17 protein-coding genes are annotated in these 15,267 nt (G+C 61.5%); 8 read left to right on the plus strand and 9 right to left on the minus strand.

Translation table 11 applies throughout. The features are described 5' to 3' along the window. Nucleotides 1-6: 6 nt before the first annotated feature. The 3 genes from ttcA to EOS_RS26170 are packed head-to-tail and all read right to left on the minus strand — an operon-like array spanning nucleotide 7 to nucleotide 2,242. On the minus strand, nucleotides 7-963 hold the full coding sequence (ttcA, locus tag EOS_RS26160) for a tRNA 2-thiocytidine(32) synthetase TtcA (protein ID WP_047895090.1): 957 nt from the start codon (nucleotides 961-963) through the stop codon (nucleotides 7-9). Further along, a complete protein-coding gene (locus EOS_RS26165; RefSeq protein ID WP_047895091.1) occupies nucleotides 960-1,361 on the minus strand; it encodes a dihydroneopterin aldolase in 402 nt (133 codons plus the stop codon). The genes ttcA and EOS_RS26165 overlap by 4 nt, the downstream gene beginning before the upstream one ends. A 41-nt stretch (nucleotides 1,362-1,402) precedes the next feature. Then, nucleotides 1,403-2,242 carry an SDR family oxidoreductase gene (locus tag EOS_RS26170; protein ID WP_047895092.1) on the minus strand — a complete coding sequence of 280 codons (840 nt, stop codon included), beginning with the start codon at nucleotides 2,240-2,242 and terminating at the stop codon, nucleotides 1,403-1,405. A gap of 13 nt (nucleotides 2,243-2,255) precedes the next feature. Here EOS_RS26170 and EOS_RS26175 point away from each other — a divergent pair, with 13 nt between their 5' ends. Further along, on the plus strand, nucleotides 2,256-3,470 hold the full coding sequence (locus tag EOS_RS26175; RefSeq protein ID WP_047895093.1) for a class I SAM-dependent methyltransferase: 1,215 nt from the start codon (nucleotides 2,256-2,258) through the stop codon (nucleotides 3,468-3,470). 4 nt (nucleotides 3,471-3,474) lie between these two features. Continuing rightward, entirely contained in the window at nucleotides 3,475-3,669 is a 195-nt protein-coding gene (locus EOS_RS26180; protein WP_047895094.1) for a DUF2905 domain-containing protein, read from the plus strand. Here the strand turns inward: EOS_RS26180 and EOS_RS26185 are convergent. The 4 genes from EOS_RS26185 to EOS_RS26200 all read right to left on the minus strand — a co-directional run bounded on the left by EOS_RS26185 (nucleotide 3,666) and on the right by EOS_RS26200 (nucleotide 8,585). Next, nucleotides 3,666-4,895, minus strand: a complete 1,230-nt coding sequence (locus tag EOS_RS26185) for a multifunctional CCA addition/repair protein (protein ID WP_047895095.1) — start codon at nucleotides 4,893-4,895, stop codon at nucleotides 3,666-3,668. The two genes, EOS_RS26180 and EOS_RS26185, sit on opposite strands and share 4 nt — an antisense overlap. Further along, nucleotides 4,892-5,512, minus strand: a complete 621-nt coding sequence (locus EOS_RS26190; RefSeq protein ID WP_047895096.1) for a glutathione S-transferase family protein — start codon at nucleotides 5,510-5,512, stop codon at nucleotides 4,892-4,894. The genes EOS_RS26185 and EOS_RS26190 overlap by 4 nt, the downstream gene beginning before the upstream one ends. Nucleotides 5,513-5,545: 33 nt before the next feature. Continuing rightward, entirely contained in the window at nucleotides 5,546-6,499 is a 954-nt protein-coding gene (locus EOS_RS26195; protein WP_047895097.1) for a complex I NDUFA9 subunit family protein, read from the minus strand. 118 nt (nucleotides 6,500-6,617) lie between these two features. Beyond that, nucleotides 6,618-8,585: a lytic transglycosylase domain-containing protein gene (locus EOS_RS26200; protein ID WP_047895098.1), complete on the minus strand. Its 1,968-nt coding sequence runs from the start codon at nucleotides 8,583-8,585 to the stop codon at nucleotides 6,618-6,620. A 20-nt stretch (nucleotides 8,586-8,605) separates the two neighbouring features. Here EOS_RS26200 and EOS_RS26205 point away from each other — a divergent pair, with 20 nt between their 5' ends. Continuing rightward, nucleotides 8,606-9,202 carry a 5-formyltetrahydrofolate cyclo-ligase gene (locus tag EOS_RS26205; protein ID WP_047895099.1) on the plus strand — a complete coding sequence of 199 codons (597 nt, stop codon included), beginning with the start codon at nucleotides 8,606-8,608 and terminating at the stop codon, nucleotides 9,200-9,202. Between the two features lie 40 nt (nucleotides 9,203-9,242). On the opposite strand, the gene EOS_RS26210 is transcribed toward EOS_RS26205, so the two are convergent. After that, entirely contained in the window at nucleotides 9,243-9,755 is a 513-nt protein-coding gene (locus tag EOS_RS26210) for a winged helix DNA-binding protein (RefSeq protein WP_047895100.1), read from the minus strand. Nucleotides 9,756-9,938: 183 nt separating this feature from the next. Between EOS_RS26210 and pxpB the strand changes: the two genes are divergently transcribed. The 5 genes from pxpB to EOS_RS26235 all read left to right on the plus strand — a co-directional run bounded on the left by pxpB (nucleotide 9,939) and on the right by EOS_RS26235 (nucleotide 14,285). Beyond that, entirely contained in the window at nucleotides 9,939-10,592 is a 654-nt protein-coding gene (pxpB, locus tag EOS_RS26215; protein WP_047895101.1) for a 5-oxoprolinase subunit PxpB, read from the plus strand. Next, complete coding sequence (locus tag EOS_RS26220) at nucleotides 10,589-11,620, plus strand: 5-oxoprolinase subunit C family protein (RefSeq protein WP_047895102.1); 1,032 nt, start codon at nucleotides 10,589-10,591, stop codon at nucleotides 11,618-11,620. The genes pxpB and EOS_RS26220 overlap by 4 nt, the downstream gene beginning before the upstream one ends. A gap of 17 nt (nucleotides 11,621-11,637) precedes the next feature. Then, entirely contained in the window at nucleotides 11,638-12,390 is a 753-nt protein-coding gene (gene pxpA, locus EOS_RS26225) for a 5-oxoprolinase subunit PxpA (protein WP_047895103.1), read from the plus strand. Nucleotides 12,391-12,612: 222 nt separating this feature from the next. Further along, nucleotides 12,613-13,332, plus strand: a complete 720-nt coding sequence (locus tag EOS_RS26230; RefSeq protein ID WP_047895104.1) for a DUF969 domain-containing protein — start codon at nucleotides 12,613-12,615, stop codon at nucleotides 13,330-13,332. Continuing rightward, the gene (locus EOS_RS26235) at nucleotides 13,329-14,285 is read left to right on the plus strand and encodes a DUF979 domain-containing protein (RefSeq protein ID WP_047895105.1); all 957 of its coding nucleotides are present in this window, start codon (nucleotides 13,329-13,331) and stop codon (nucleotides 14,283-14,285) included. The genes EOS_RS26230 and EOS_RS26235 overlap by 4 nt, the downstream gene beginning before the upstream one ends. 26 nt (nucleotides 14,286-14,311) lie before the next feature. Here the strand turns inward: EOS_RS26235 and EOS_RS26240 are convergent. Continuing rightward, the coding region (locus EOS_RS26240; protein ID WP_053064054.1) for a TraB/GumN family protein at nucleotides 14,312-15,267 on the minus strand (956 nt) is incomplete at its 5' end.

Raw genomic sequence — 15,267 nt, forward strand, 5'->3', positions numbered from 1 at the left:
AAACCGTCAAATATCGTCGAACTGAACGATCGAAATGGTCTGCGACGCCGTTTCCGTCGAACACGGATCTTCGTCGAACGCGATATCCCCGGCCGGATCCGCTTCGCCCGTCGCGCGCAATCCGGCAAACGGAAACAGCCCGTGATCCATTAAATGCGACGGCACCACGTGCCCCAGCGCATTGAACATGTTCTCCACGCGGCCCGGGAAACGCTTGTCCCAATCGCGGATCAGCGCCTTCATTTCCGCGCGCTTCAGGTTCGGCTGGCTGCCGCACAAATTGCACGGAATGATTGGAAACTCGCGCAGCTCGGCGAACCTCTCCAGATCCGTTTCCTTCACATAAGCGAGCGGCCGGATGACGATGTTCTTGCCGTCATCGGATTGCAGTTTCGGGGGCATGCCCTTCAGCTTGCCGCCGTAAAACATGTTCAGCAGCAGCGTTTGCAGAATGTCGTCGCGATGATGGCCAAGCGCAATTTTCGTCGCCCCAAGCTCACCGGCCACGCGATACAAAATCCCGCGCCGCAGCCTCGAACACAGCGAGCACGTCGTCTTGCCCTCCGGCACCAGCCGCTTGACGATGCTGTACGTATCCTGATTCTCGATATGGAACGGGATATCCAGCTTGCTCAAATACTCAGGCAGCACATGCTCCGGAAACCCCGGTTGCTTCTGATCGAGATTCACCGCCACGATGTCGAAGTTGATCGGCGCACGTTCGCGCAAACGCATCAGGAGTTCGAGCATCGCGTACGAGTCCTTGCCGCCGGACAGGCAGACCATGACCTTGTCGCCTTCCTCGATCATGTTGTAATCCGTGACCGCTTCACCGACCTGACGCGCAAGCCGCTTGAACAGCTTGTTGTTGTCGTAGGCCTGCTTCTGCTCGCGGCGCGTCATCGGCTCACGCGTTTTCGGGGCTGCCTCCAGCACAACCGGCGCTTCCGTTAGCGAACTCATGCTGCCACCTCTTTGATGCGAAAGACTTCGACGCCCACGGCATCGCAGTCGGGATAAACGTCCGGCTTTTCCGTCGATACCACCACCGCCCGCACATTCGGATGCTCGAGTAGCGCGGCAGCGACGTCGTCGCAGAGTGTTTCCTGCAAGTGGATATGCCCTTTCCCGACGCGCGTGGCGATGGTCGAGCGCATGAAATCGTAGTCGACGACTTCGCGCAGCTTGTCCTCAACCGGCGTCGATAAAGCCAGCGGCACGAACAATTCCACGTTGATCACCACGCGCTGCTCGCCCTGCTTTTCGAAATCGTGCACGCCAATGTTGATGCGCACTTCGTAATTGCGCAGAAAAAGCCGCCGGCAATCGGCGAGCCGGGGATGCGAAAGTGCGGCGAGCATGGTCGTGTCCTGGTGATTCTGCTGATTAACTTATTAACTTACTAAGAGCGGTCGCCTGGAGCGCGATTCGCAGTCAAAAACATGATGTCGCGCGGCGATGGCACGAGATGTTGCCCGCCATCGACCACCAGCGTGGTGCCCGTCACGCCCGGCGCGTCCGCCAGATAACAGGCGGCAGCGGCGACATCCTCCACGCGCGAAGCCCGGCCTAGCGGTGTTACCCGATGCGCCAGCTCGAACTCGGCCGGCGTCATGTCGGCGGATGGCAGCGTGAGACCCGGCGCGAGCCCCACCACGCGCAACTTCGGCGCGAGCGCCTGCGCCAGCGCGACCGTGGCGTTTTCCAGCGCCGCTTTGGTGAGCGTGTACGACAGGTAATCGGGATTCATGTTGTACAGCTTCTGGTCGAGCACGTTGATGACGCAACCACGCAGGGTTTCGTCGTCGACGGCGGCGTCCGGCGTGGCGTCGTAAAGCGCACGAGCCAAAGCCAACGGTGCGCCGACATTGATCGCCATCATTTCGAGCAGGCGCGGGTAGCTGAAATCCCGGGCGGTGTCCTCGACAAAACTCGACGCGTTGTTCACCACGCAATGCAGACCACCCAACGCGTCGATACACGCCGGCACCAGCCTCGCGACGTCGCTTTCCACGCCGAGATCCGCGTGCAGCGCGACAGCGCGGCAGCCGAGCGCGCGGATCGACTGGACGACTTCCTGCGCCTCCCCTTCAGAGCCGCCAAAATGCACGGCGACGTCCCAGCCGCGCGCGGCAAAACCCAGCGCCAGCCCGCGGCCGATGCGTTTAGCCGCACCGGTGACCAGCACGACGCGGGTTTTCGGCGCGGAAGAATCAGGAGAAGTGGACGAAGAAACGCTCATTTACAATGCCGGAATGAATCCAAAAGCTCACGAATCCGACAGTTTACCTGCTCCCGGCCCCGACGCGCTCGCGCAATCCGAGGCGCTGACAGAACGCATTCGTGCGGAAATCGCGTCGGCGGGCGGCTGGCTGCCGTTCAGCCGGTATATGGAACTCGCGCTTTACGCGCCCGGCCTCGGTTATTACAGCGGCGGCGCAATGAAATTCGGCAAGCGCGGCGACGACGGCAGCGACTTCGTCACCGCGCCGGAAATGTCGCCGTTGTTCTCGACCACGCTGGCGCGGCCGGTCGCGCAGGCGTTGCGGGAAAGCGGCACGCGCGATTTGATGGAATTCGGCGCGGGCACGGGGAAGCTCGCCGCCGGTTTGCTGAACGCGTTGAAAGCGCTAGACGTCCCCTTCGATAGCTACGCAATCGTGGATCTGTCGGGCGAATTGCAGGAACGTCAGCGCGCGACGATTGAAGCTGACGCGCCGGAACTCGCGTCGAAGGTGAAATGGCTTAGCGCGCTGCCCGAGCATTTCGAAGGCGTCGTCATCGGCAACGAAGTGCTCGATGCCATGCCCGTGCGGCTGGTCGTGCGCAAACTCGGCGCGTGGCATGAGCGCGGCGTGTCGTGGATCACCGACCATTTCACCTTCGACGACAAACCGCTATTAGCCGCGCTGGACGACCCTTTGCTGGCCGAAATTGACGAGACGATAGATGAAGTCAACGACGAGCCGTTCATCGAATATGTGAGTGAAACGCATGAGGCGGCGCTGGCGTTCACGCGCACGATCTGCACGATGCTCACGCGCGGCGCGGCGTTTTTCATCGATTATGGGTTTCCGCGACGCGAGTTCTATCACGCTCAACGCGCGCAAGGCACGTTGATGTGTCACTACCGGCACCGCGCGCACGGCGATCCGTTTTTGTATCCCGGGCTGCAAGACATCACGGCGCACGTGGAGTTTTCGGGCATCGCGGAAGCGGGCACGGAAGCGGGCGCGGATCTGCTCGGCTTCACGTCGCAGGCGCGTTTTCTGATGAATGCCGGTATCACCGACGCGCTCTCCGATCTCGATCCTTCAGACGTGCGGCGCTTTCTGCCCGCAGCAAATGCCGTTCAGAAGTTGTTATCGGAGGCGGAAATGGGCGAGTTGTTCAAGGTGATCGCGTTTTCGCGCGGTATCGACGACACGCTTGCGGCGTTCTCGTCCGGCGACCGCTCACACACGCTATGAAATCATGATCCGCTGGGTACTCACCACGTTTATCGCGTTGTCGATTCTCTCGGCGTGTTTGCCGTGGATGAAAAAACTCGGCGTCGGCAAGCTGCCCGGGGACTTCACGCTGCGGATGTTCGGGCGCGAGTATCCGTTCCCGTTCATGTCGACTATTTTGCTGTCGATTGTGTTGTCGCTGATCGCGCGAGCGCTTTAAAGCACCGCTTCCACCGCCGCCACGCGTGCCGCGTGAACCGCGCCCTTGATTTTCTCGGGCTCGTTCGCGTACTGCAGCGCGACGGCGCCGGCATCGACTGACCGCGCCGCCACTAACGCTTCGCGCAAACGCTCGGCTTGCGGATACGGTTGCTGGCTCATACCGAGCCGGCCACGAGCATCGGAGACGCAGGCTTGTAGCGCTTCAGCAAAACGAGCAGGCTTGCGCAACGCGTCGCAGCGTTCCAGCAAGCGCACCAGCGCAGCCGCCCCAAACTCCATCACGCGATGAATATTGCCGTGCTCCCGCGCCACGAGCGTCGCTAAATCGCGACATTCGTTCGGCACGCGCAAGCGTTCGCACAACGGCTTCAGCAGATCGACGCTACGACCTTCATGGCCTATATGGCGCGGCAAAACATCCTCGGGCGTGGTCGCCTTGCCTAGATCGTGCGTCAGCGCGGCGAATCGCACCGGCAACGTGAAGCCATGCGCGGCGGCGTAATCCAACACCATCATCACGTGCACGCCGGTATCGACTTCCGGGTGATAGTCGGCGCGTTGCGGCACGCCCCACAGCGAATTCACCTCCGGCAGAATCCGCACGAGCGCGCCGCACTCGCGCAGCACGTCGAACATCCGCGAAGGCGTCTTTTCCATCAACCCGCGCGACACTTCCTGCCACACGCGCTCGGGCACAAGCGCATCGACCTCGCCGTCCGCGACCATGCGCTTCATCAGCGCAAGCGTCTCCTCGGCGATAGTGAAATCCTCGAACCGCGCCGCAAACCGCGCGATGCGCAGAATCCGCACCGGATCTTCGACAAACGCCTCGCCCACATGCCGGAACACACGTGCTTCGAGATCGGCGCGGCCATTGAACGGATCGATCACGGGACCGGTCAGTTCGCCGTCTGGTCGCACTTCGCGGGCCATCGCGTTGACGGTCAGATCGCGGCGCGCGAGATCCTCTTCCAGCGTTACGTCGGGCGCGTAGAAAAACTGAAAGCCGTGATATCCCGCCGATGTCTTCCGCTCGGTCCGCGCAAGCGCGTATTCCTCGTGCGTTTGCGGATGCAAAAACACGGGGAAATCCTTGCCGACCGGTTTAAAGCCTTGCGCTGTCATCTGCTCGGGTGTGGCGCCGACCACGACGTAATCGCGGTCCTGAACCGGCAGGCCGAGCATTTCATCGCGGATCGCGCCGCCCACGGCGTAGATGTTCATCGTTCTTTCCGTGCGCCTTCTATCCACTCGGCCACCACCGGCAGCGCCGTGACGCTTGCGCAGTAAGCCCGCGCCGTTTCGCTCAGCTTCGGCGCGTAGGAATTGAAGCGCATGACGACCGGCGCGAACATCGCATCGGCGATACCGAATTCATTGCCGAACAGCAACGGGCCGCCGTGCGCAGTCAAGCAGTTGCGCCAGATCACCTCTATTCGCTTCACGTTCGCCAGCGCGCCCGCCGTCAACTCCTGGCCAAACGCCTGACGCTGAATGTTCATCGACATTTGCTCGCGCAGATCGGAGAAACCGGCGTGCATTTCCGCGCTGATGCTGCGCGCGTGCGACCGCGCGCCGGCGTCGCGAGGCCACATGGCGTGCTGCGGGAATAGTTCGGCCAACGTCTCCATGATCGCAAGCGATTCCCACACGGCATCGCCTGCATCGGTTACGAGGCAAGGCACTTTCCCCGACGGCGAATGCGCGAGGATATTCGCGGAGGAATCCGGCCGCGCGAGGCGGATCATGATTTCCTCGAAAGGAATGCCGAAGTGCTTGAGCACGAGCCACGGCCGCATGGACCACGAGGACACATTCTTGTCACCAATAACGAGTTTCATCGCGAATATCTAAGGTTGAACAACTAGCAAAAATCAACGCCCGGCGGATGCGCGAAACGTATTGAAGCGCGAACGCGTCGATGATCCCGTGAGATACATCGGCGCGATGGCTTCAATGCTCGCCGGTTCGATACCAAGTTCCGGCGCCATCGGCCCACTTGCCACTGCAGGCGTTTTCATGGAATCGAGATTATCGCGCGACATCATGGGTTCGCCGGGCGCGAGTTCCAGCGACATCGCCTGAAGACGGCCGAGGCTGTCGGGCAAACGAATAATCCGCGCGTGTTTGCCGATCGCCGCGCCGCTGAATCGCACCAGTTCTTCGAGCGTGTACACCGTCGGGCCGGCAAGCTCGTACACACGGCCGCTGGCCGCATCGAGATCGAGCACATTAGCAAATGCCTTGGCAACATCGCCGACAAAAATCGGCTGGATCTTCGCCTGCGAACACGCCAGCGGAATCACCGGGAAGATGCGTTCGAGGAACGCAAACTGGTTCAGGAAGTTGTCTTCGGGACCGAACACCACGGACGGACGAAAGATGGTCGTCGCCAGATTCGATTCGCGCACGGCCTTTTCGCCGTCGCCTTTCGAGCGCAAATACATGCTCGGCCCGTTCGAATCCGCGCCGATCGCGCTCATATGGATCAGGCGCCGCACGCCCTTCGCCTGACACGCGGCAACGATCTTGTTCGGCAATTCGACGTGCGCCTTGGCGAATTGCGGACCATAAGGAACACCGCGCTTGCCTTGAAGGATACCGACCAGATTGATCACGGCGTCGGCTTGGGAAACGAAGGCGGCGAGCTGGGCGGGATCGTAGACATTGGCTTCGATCACATCCACGGGCAGCAGCGTCAGATGGGCCGCGTTCTCGCGACGCCGCGTGGCGATCCGCACGTTCTTGCCAAGCTCGACAAGCGCATTCACCAGATGACTGCCGATAAACCCTGATCCGCCGATCAACGCAATGGTTTGATGTCGCATGTTCGCCTCTATAAGTGGCGGCGCGCGAAAGCGTCAGGGCGGCGGTGCCGCGCTTGGCTTCCGGCTGACCGTGTCGACCGGAAAAGCGAAACGCGCGGCGAGTCTCGTTGCAGAACGCTTACGGCGCGATATAACCGAGCCGCGCTTTCAGCGATTGCGGACGGCCTTCAAACAGTGCCGCGTAATACACGGTGTTCGAGAGCACGTTCTTGACGTAATCGCGGGTTTCGGTGAACGGAATGGTTTCAGCAAAAATCGCGCCCTCTACCGGTGCGCCGAGTGTGGAACGCCACTGCGTCGGGCGTCCCGGGCCGGCGTTGTAACCGGCGGTTGCTAGCACGGCGGAATCGTCGAACTGGTTGTAGACCATCGCCAGATAATTCGTGCCGAGCAGGATGTTCGTGTCCAGGTCGTTCATCTGCTCACGCGATATAGGTCCAATGCCGATCTTCTTCGCCACGAGTTGCGCGGTGCCGGGCATCAGTTGCATCAGGCCGCCCGCGCCCACTTCAGACTTCGCGTTGATGATGAAACGCGATTCCTGGCGAATCAGGCCGTATGCCCATTCGATATCGAGTCCCGTGTTCTTCGACTCACGCTCGACAACATCGCGATACGGCGCCAGATACCGCAACGAGAAATCGTGCTCGGTCTTGGTTTTGTCGGCGGTGTTCACTGCGCGATCGAACAATTCGATCCGCTTTGCGTACTGCGCGGCGGCGATCAATTGCCGATCCGTCATGGTGCGCAACGGCCAGTTCCATTCGCGGTTGCCCTCGAGCCGCAGGTTCATGGCGTAGAACTTCTGCGACAGCGCGAAACCCGGGACCGTTTGAGCCTGGGCAATTTCGGCGTCGGTGACGACCGTGCGCGGCGGCACCGTGATCTTCTGACCGAGTTCTTCAGACGCCAACTGACCGTAGAAGTTGAACTGATCGGCGATGCTCGTGAATTCCTGAGCGGCCGTGGCGGTATCGCCGGCTTGCTTCAGTGCGCGTGCGTGCCAGTAGACCCATGCGGGCTGATTGCGCAGATTGGGCGGCATTTGTTCGACCGACCAGCGCACCATGGTCCAGTCGCCGGCAAGCAACGCGCTGCGCGTGCGCCACTCGTAGGCGGGATTCGACAACGTTGCATTCACCGAGAGCCGATACCAGTCCACCGCGCCCGGCATGCGCTTCACTGCTGCCTGATAAGCAATCGTGCCCCAGCCGATAGCCCGTTCCGACGGCGTCAGCGCCGGCGCAACCGAACTGAACGATGCCGCGGCCATGGCCGGATCGTTGCGCGCCATGCGCGTGATGGCGACGAGCGCGAGTTGATGCGACGACGAGTCGCGACCCACGCCGCGTGCGAGATAGAGCGGCGGTGTGTTGGCGGCGGTGTCGAAGACGCTTTGATCCGGGCGCACCTGGCCGAGCGCGTCCGCGATCTTGCTGCCGGTGTTCGTATAGTTTTGCTCGTAGGCAAGACGGATCTGCTGCCAGACATCGTCCGATGTGAATTGCTGCGCGACTGCCAGTGCGTTGATCAGGTCGACGCAACCATCGCCGTACCATTTTGGATCGACGAGCAATGCGCGCGCGGCGTCCGCCACGTTTTCTCCGCGCGACGCGCGCGCTTCAAGCGCGTAGCATTTCACCTGCGTGTCGTCGTTCAGCACGAAGCGCGAGTATTGATCGAGGAAATTGCGCCAGTCGCGACGCGCGCCAAGCACGACCAGATAGTCGTTGCGCATCCGGTCGGCGATCGCCTGGCCGTCGTAGCGCTGCAGGAATGCGAGGACGGGTTCATCGGGTGCGTCTACTCGCGCATGGCCCGGCCCGTCGAAGAGTTGCGGCTTGATGGTGAAGTATTCGATATAACCCGGCGCCGGATAATTCGGAATTTGCGCGGCGAGTTGCATGGCGCGGCCAGCGTCGTTATTGCGCGCGGCTTCACGCAACTGAATGAAGATGCGGTCCTCAGGCGAGAGCGAATAATCGGCTGACGGACGCACGGCGGAGGCGGTACTGCATCCGATCAGCGTGATCGCAGCGAGCGCGGTTGCGGCTGCGAGATATACTCGTTTGAGACGTTTTGACATCGTTATTTCTGGAGCGCGAAGTGATGCAAAGCATAGCACGCAACCCTCTGCTGGAAACCAAAAGCGCACTGCGTGCAAACCTGCTCGCAACCCGCGAAGCACAAGGCGTTCGAGCCGATCATGAAGCACGTGGTGAAGCCCTTGCGCGGCGTCTGATGCAAGAGATCGCGCGATATCCCAAGGCGTCATGCATCGGCTTTTATTGGCCGGTTGCCGGAGAGTTCGATGCGCGTGATGCGCTGGCTGTCTGGCTGGCGCTGGATGCATCGCGGAGGGCGGCGTTGCCGGTGGTGATTGCGCCTCGGGCGCCGCTGGTTTTTCATGCGTGGCAGCCGAAGTCAGCGATGAAGAAAGGCCGCTATGGCATTTCCGTGCCGGAAGAAGAGCGTGTGGTTGTGCCGGATTTGCTGCTGATCCCGTGTGTGGGTTTCGATGCCGATCGGTATCGGCTGGGATATGGCGGCGGGTATTACGACCGCACGTTGGCGGATTGGCCGGGGGGAAAGCCGCCGGCTACGATCGGAGTGGCTTTTGAATCCGCGAAATGCGATTCCCTGCCGAGGGGGGAACATGACTTGCCGCTCGGGGCCATCGTGACCGAGTCGGCGGTTTACTAGGTTGGGTGTTTCGCTCGCGCTTTAAAGTGCGAGCGAAATCCTATAACGAAGCTGCGGCCCTCGCCGCAGTATCGTAGAGACCGGATGTGTTGCGCAGCAGTTGCGCCGCCTCGCCTATCTGCTCGTTGGTCAGGCCGCTCTCCTTTAACGTGCTGATCAAACAACTCTCGCGCACCTCCCGGTACTTCCCGCACAATTCCCGCCCCGCCGGCGTTGCGGAAAAGAACACCTCCTTGCCGACTTTTTCGCTCTTCACATACCCCCGCGCCATCAGCTTCTTAATGGCATAGCTCGCGACGTGCGTGTCCTCTATATTGAGAACAAAGCAGATATCGGCAATCTTTTTCTTGCGGTCACGATGGCTCACATGATGCAGCAGCGATACTTCCACCGCCGTCATGTCCTTCGCGCCCGCCGCCGACATACATCGCACCATCCAGCGGTTGAACGCATTGCCGGCCATGATCAGGCCGTACTCGAACTCGGACAACTCGGCGCTCGTTTCAGAGACGAGATGCTCGGACGAAACGATCTTGGTCGGATGACGGGGCATGGATATCTATACGGAACAATATGTCGGCGAGTGTAGCGTATTGAAAGAAAATTCACGGCTACGCATAAATTCTTATTGATAATTTGTCGATAAATTATTGACAATGTACATTCCCGAGTTTGCATCGAGACGGCTTGCTTTCGCCTTTCGTTTCAGCGCGCTCGATTACCGGCAAAGCCCAGCATGACACCACCCAAAATTCATCCACTCGGCGACACCGCGCTTGTCTGCGAAGCGCCGCCGCCCGCCACGCTCGAATGCCAGCGCCGCATGTGGGCGCTCGCCGACGCGGCGCGCTTGTGGCCGCATGTCGTGGAAGTCGTGCCGGGCATGAACAACCTCACGCTCGTCTTTGATCCCCTTCAGGCCGATCCCGAAGGCTTGGCGCAACAACTGAAAAGCGCGTGGGAGCAAGCAACGGGAGTCGACGTGGGCACCGCCGAAATCGAGATCCCCGTGCGCTACGGCGGCCCCGATGGCCCCGATCTGGCGCCGCTGGCGAAGCTGCTGGACCTGAGCATCGATGAACTCGTGAAGCGCCACACGCAAGCCGATTACATCGTATTTTTCCTCGGTTTCCAGCCCGGCTTTGCCTACCTTGGCGGCCTCGATCCCAAACTGCACGCGCCGCGCCATCCGAAACCGCGGCTGGAGGTGCCGGCGGGATCCGTGGGTATCGGCGGGGAGCAGACGGGCATCTATCCGGCGGTGTCGCCGGGTGGCTGGCAACTGCTGGGACGCACGGATCTCAAGCTCTTCGATCCCGCCCGCAACCCGCCCACGCTGATGCAACCCGGCGATCACGTTCGCTTCACCGCGCTGGAGGTGCTCGCATGATCGACGTCATTCGCGCCGGCATGCTCTCCTCCGTGCAGGATCTCGGGCGCGCGGGGTATCGGCACCTCGGTGTCAGTTCGGGCGGTGCGCTCGACGCGTTGTCGCTGGAAATCGGCAACCGCATTGTGGGCAACAAGCCCGATGCGGCCGGTATCGAACTGACGCTCGGACCGACCACCCTGCGCTTCACGCGCGCCACGCGCGTGGCGATCACGGGCACGGATTTCGCTGCCACGCTAGACGACAAACCCGTCTATTCATGGTGGAGCCTGCCGGTCCAGGCCGGCCAGGAACTGACCTTGCGTGGCGCCAGGCACGGCATGCGCGGTTACGTGTGCGTGGCAGGCGGTATCGACGTCCTGCCGATGCTCGGTTCCCGCAGCACCGACCTTGGCGCCTGTTTCGGCGGTCTCGGCGGCCGAGCGTTGCGCGACGGCGACCGTTTGGCCACCGGCGTGCCGCAGCCGAACAAGAGCACGGTGTTTTCATCGGCGGGAACGGCTTTTGGCGTGAAAGCGCCTGCGTGGTGCAAGTTCGTGTATGTGGAAGAACCGGTGCGGCGAGGCAAACACACGCCGGGCAATTCGTGGTCGCTGCCGATCCGCGTGTTGCGTGGTCCCGAATACGACACCTTCACGAAGACAGCGCAGCGCGACTTCTGGAACGAGGAGTGGACTATCACGCCGAACAGCAACCGCATGGGTTTCCGGCTCGCCGGCACGGTGCTGGAGCGCGGCGATAAAGCCGACCTGCTCTCCCACGCCGTGTTGCCCGGCACGATTCAAGTGCCGCCGAACGGTCAGCCGATCGTGCTGATGGGCGATGCCCAGACCACCGGCGGTTATCCCAAAATAGGCTCGGTGATCAAAGCCGACCTGTGGAAGCTCGCGCAAGCGCGGCTCAATAGCGGTGTGCGCTTTATCGAAACAACGGTGGAAGCCGCGCGTCACGCGCTGGCGGAAGAGCGCATGTATGTGAAACAGGTCGAATCGGCTATCGCGATGCACGCGGAACGCCTCGGCCGGTAAGTGAACAGGGAACGAAGATGGAAATCGATCTGAACGCCGATCTTGGCGAGGGCTGTGGCTCCGACGAAGCACTGCTCGATCTGGTGAGCTCCGCAAACATTGCCTGCGGCTGGCATGCGGGCGGCGCCACCGCCATGCGCGATTGCGTGCGCTGGGCCGTCGCGAAGGGTGTCGCCATTGGCGCGCATCCGAGTTTCAACGATCCCGCGAATTTCGGCCGCAAGGAGATGGATATTCCCGCGTCGGAAATTTACGCGGGCGTGTTGTACCAGTTGGGCGCGCTGGCTGCGATCGTGAAGGCAGAAGGCGGCCGGATGTCGCACGTGAAGCCGCACGGCGCGCTGTATAACCAGGCCGCGAAGAATCCGGAAATCGCAGAGGCTATCGTCGCAGCAATCCATGACTTCGATCCGTCGCTGCTCGTGTTCGGGCTGGCGAACAGCAATCTGGTCGATGCCACGCGCAAGGCGAACATGGTCGCTATCGAGGAGGTTTTTGCGGACCGCGGGTATCGGGCGGATGGATCGCTTGTGCCGCGCAAAGACCCCGGCGCGTTGCTCGATGACGAGGAAGCCGTGCTTGCGCGAACGCTGGCGATGGCGAAGGAACGCCGCGTCCAGGCGGTCAGCGGCGAATGGGTGTCGATCAATGCGCAGACGGTTTGTCTTCACGGTGACGGCGCGCACGCGCTCGCTTTCGCTAAACGTATTCGCGGGGCGCTCGAGACGGCGGGCATCGAAGTTCGCGCGGCGCATGCGGCCGAAGTTTGAAGAACGAGCTTTAGCGTTTTTCGCATCGAATAATTGGCGCGCTTACTGACTTTTTTCGGCGCCTCAAGAACCTGAATGCCCCGCGTAGTTGCGGGGCGTTTTCGTAAGCGGCCATAGAGCCGTTTTCATCAAGCCAATGGCACGCTCCGCTCAAAGCAAGCGGTGCGTCCAGCGGCGGAAGAAGCCCTTACCGGGGCATTACCCCGATCACTTGGAGATCTTATGGGAACCGCTGTCAACCTATGGCCACTGATAGGTGTGGCCGTCATCATCGTGGGGTTTATCCTGCGCTTCAATCCGATGCTGATCGTGGCCGCTGCCGCCATCATCACCGGGCTTGCAGCGCACTTTCCCATCGATCGCATCCTCACCGCGATCGGTACGGGCTTCCTCAAGACGCGCAACATCCCGCTCATCATCTTGCTGCCGCTGGCCGTGATCGGTTTGCTGGAACGGCATGGTCTGCGTGAGCGCGCGCAAATCTGGATTTCGGGCATCAAGGCGGCGACGGTGGGACGTCTGCTGATCGTCTATTTGCTGATTCGCGAGTTGACGGCGGCGCTCGGGCTGACCGGTCTCGGCGGACATCCGCAAATGGTGCGGCCGTTGCTTGCGCCGATGGCCGAAGGCGCAGCGGAAGCACGCTTCGGCAAGCTCTCCGATGAAACGCGCTTCAAGCTGCGCGCCTACTCCGCCGCCACCGATAACGTCGGCCTGTTCTTCGGCGAGGACATCTTCGTTGCGTTCGGCGCGATCGTATTGATGACGACCTTCCTGAAGGAAGCGGGCATCGTGGTCGAACCGCTGCACGTGGCCGTCTGGGGCATCCCCACCGCGATCTGTGCGTTCCTGATCCACGGCTTCCGGCTCTGGCTGCTCGATCGACGGCTGAATCGCGAACTCGGCGCGTTGACCAAAAACGTTCGCGGAGAAACCGCATGACACTCACGCTCAACTATCTGTTCTATCTGCTCGGCATTGTGCTGGTGATCGTCGCCGGCATGATCTACGTCGACAAGACCCATCCGCGCCGCCTCACCGCTGGAACATTCTGGCTCGTGTATGCGCTGATTTTCCTGATTGGCGACTGGCTGCCGGTGAATGTGGTCGGTGTGCTGGTTGTCGCGATGGCCTTGATCGCCGGCTTCGGCGGCGTCACGGCAGGCAAGCCGAAAATGCTCTCCGAGGAAGCCCGCCGGCAAAGCGCCAAGCGTCTGGGCAACAAGTTGTTTGTGCCGGCGTTGACCATCCCCGTGGTGACGGTGGTGCTCACGCTCGGCGCGAGTTATCTGGCATTCGGCGGCAAGCCGTTGCTCGATCCGAAGAACGTCACACTGATGGGTTTTGGCATCGGCTGTATCGTCGCGCTGGGCGTGGCCTGCGTGATGACGCGCGATACCGTCGGGCAATCGATGAAAGAAACGCGTCGTCTCGTCGATGCGCTTTCGTGGGCCGCCGTGCTTCCGCAGATGCTGGGCATGCTGGGCCTCGTGTTTTCGGACGCGGGCGTGGGCAAGGCGGTCGCGCATGTGACCACGGCCTATGTGAACCTCGATTACCGCCTGGTCGCGGTGGCCGTGTATTGCATCGGCATGGCGCTCTTCACGATGGTCATGGGCAACGGCTTCGCGGCGTTCCCGGTGATGACAGGCGGTGTCGGCGTACCGATCCTGGTCGGCGTATTCCACGGCAACCCTGCGACTATGGTCGCGATCGGCATGTTCTCCGGCTATTGCGGCACGCTCATGACGCCAATGGCTGCGAACTTCAACATGGTGCCCGCGGCGCTGCTTGAGTTACCGGATAAAAACGCAGTGATCAAGGTTCAGATTCCGACGGCGTTGTCCTTGCTGGTAGTGAATATCTTTTTGCTGAACTGGCTGATGTTTATTTGAGTTTGTTTGATTGCGAAGGCGTGGGTTCAAGCCGGCTCCACCACGAACCCACGCCGTCTCAGCAGCGCCAGCAGCCCCCTTCTCCCCCCAAGATGCAACGCGCCGATAGCCACAAAAACCGGCTTGTTCGGCGCGGCCATCGCCACCATCCGTGCCGCGAACCGATAGTTCCGGTCGACCACCACGCGGTTATCGATCTGGGTGGCAAGCTGCTTCGATCGCGCCAGTTTCTCCGTCTTGGCATCATCCCAGGCCTTGAGCGCATCGGCGTCGCCGATACGCCATAACCGGTGCAGCTCCTTCACATCGGCGACATTCTCCGCCGGCGTCTGCACCAGATCCTGCGCGAGCATTTCCCGCTGCTGCGCCTGCGTGAGCCGCGTGAACGCAGATATCTGTTCATTGAGCGTCTCGAGCCCGACCACCCGCCCGCGCGGCCGCAAATACACGTTCTGCAATTGCGTCTCCGTACCGAACTCGGTCTGGAATCCGGCCTTCAGGGTATCGACGGTTTCAACCAGCATCGACGCCAGCCACGGTCGCGATCTACTGATATCGGCGAGCATGGCGGGGTTTCCGCGCATGCGTGCCTCCAGCTTTTTCCATAACGTATCGGGTAACGCGCGCGACAGGCACGGTTCCCGGCACGTGCCGTACTTGCTGACTTCTTCTTCCGAATCCAGCAGATCGTCGGGGGAAACTTCCAGCGCGAGAACGGGCGATGCATCGAGCGCGCCGAGGATCGGCTTGCGAAAAGGCTGACTGGCAGGATAGTCGTCGGCATAACCGACATGCAGCGTGCCAAGCACGTAGATAGTGACCTGGCCTTTGGTCGCGACGTAAAACGGCATATGCGCCGGTTGCGCCCGAACGGGCCCGCTGGCGGTGGTCCCGTCCGAACGGTCTACATCGGGCGGCGTTGGACGCGGAGCCGGCACGCGCAAACCGGGTAACGAAGCGGAGGGCGCGGGCGGCGTCGCGG

Source organism: Caballeronia mineralivorans PML1(12) (genome assembly GCF_001028175.1).
Classification (GTDB): domain Bacteria; phylum Pseudomonadota; class Gammaproteobacteria; order Burkholderiales; family Burkholderiaceae; genus Caballeronia; species Caballeronia mineralivorans.

Coding starts and splice junctions, on each gene's coding strand:
- ttcA (WP_047895090.1), bottom strand. CDS start 963: ATGAGTTCGCTAACGGAAGCGCCGGTTGTGCTGGAGGCAGCCCCGAAA.
- EOS_RS26165 (WP_047895091.1), bottom strand. CDS start 1,361: ATGCTCGCCGCACTTTCGCATCCCCGGCTCGCCGATTGCCGGCGGCTT.
- EOS_RS26170 (WP_047895092.1), bottom strand. CDS start 2,242: ATGAGCGTTTCTTCGTCCACTTCTCCTGATTCTTCCGCGCCGAAAACC.
- EOS_RS26175 (WP_047895093.1), top strand. CDS start 2,256: ATGAATCCAAAAGCTCACGAATCCGACAGTTTACCTGCTCCCGGCCCC.
- EOS_RS26180 (WP_047895094.1), top strand. CDS start 3,475: ATGATCCGCTGGGTACTCACCACGTTTATCGCGTTGTCGATTCTCTCG.
- EOS_RS26185 (WP_047895095.1), bottom strand. CDS start 4,895: ATGAACATCTACGCCGTGGGCGGCGCGATCCGCGATGAAATGCTCGGC.
- EOS_RS26190 (WP_047895096.1), bottom strand. CDS start 5,512: ATGAAACTCGTTATTGGTGACAAGAATGTGTCCTCGTGGTCCATGCGG.
- EOS_RS26195 (WP_047895097.1), bottom strand. CDS start 6,499: ATGCGACATCAAACCATTGCGTTGATCGGCGGATCAGGGTTTATCGGC.
- EOS_RS26200 (WP_047895098.1), bottom strand. CDS start 8,585: ATGTCAAAACGTCTCAAACGAGTATATCTCGCAGCCGCAACCGCGCTC.
- EOS_RS26210 (WP_047895100.1), bottom strand. CDS start 9,755: ATGCCCCGTCATCCGACCAAGATCGTTTCGTCCGAGCATCTCGTCTCT.
- pxpB (WP_047895101.1), top strand. CDS start 9,939: ATGACACCACCCAAAATTCATCCACTCGGCGACACCGCGCTTGTCTGC.
- EOS_RS26220 (WP_047895102.1), top strand. CDS start 10,589: ATGATCGACGTCATTCGCGCCGGCATGCTCTCCTCCGTGCAGGATCTC.
- pxpA (WP_047895103.1), top strand. CDS start 11,638: ATGGAAATCGATCTGAACGCCGATCTTGGCGAGGGCTGTGGCTCCGAC.
- EOS_RS26230 (WP_047895104.1), top strand. CDS start 12,613: ATGGGAACCGCTGTCAACCTATGGCCACTGATAGGTGTGGCCGTCATC.
- EOS_RS26235 (WP_047895105.1), top strand. CDS start 13,329: ATGACACTCACGCTCAACTATCTGTTCTATCTGCTCGGCATTGTGCTG.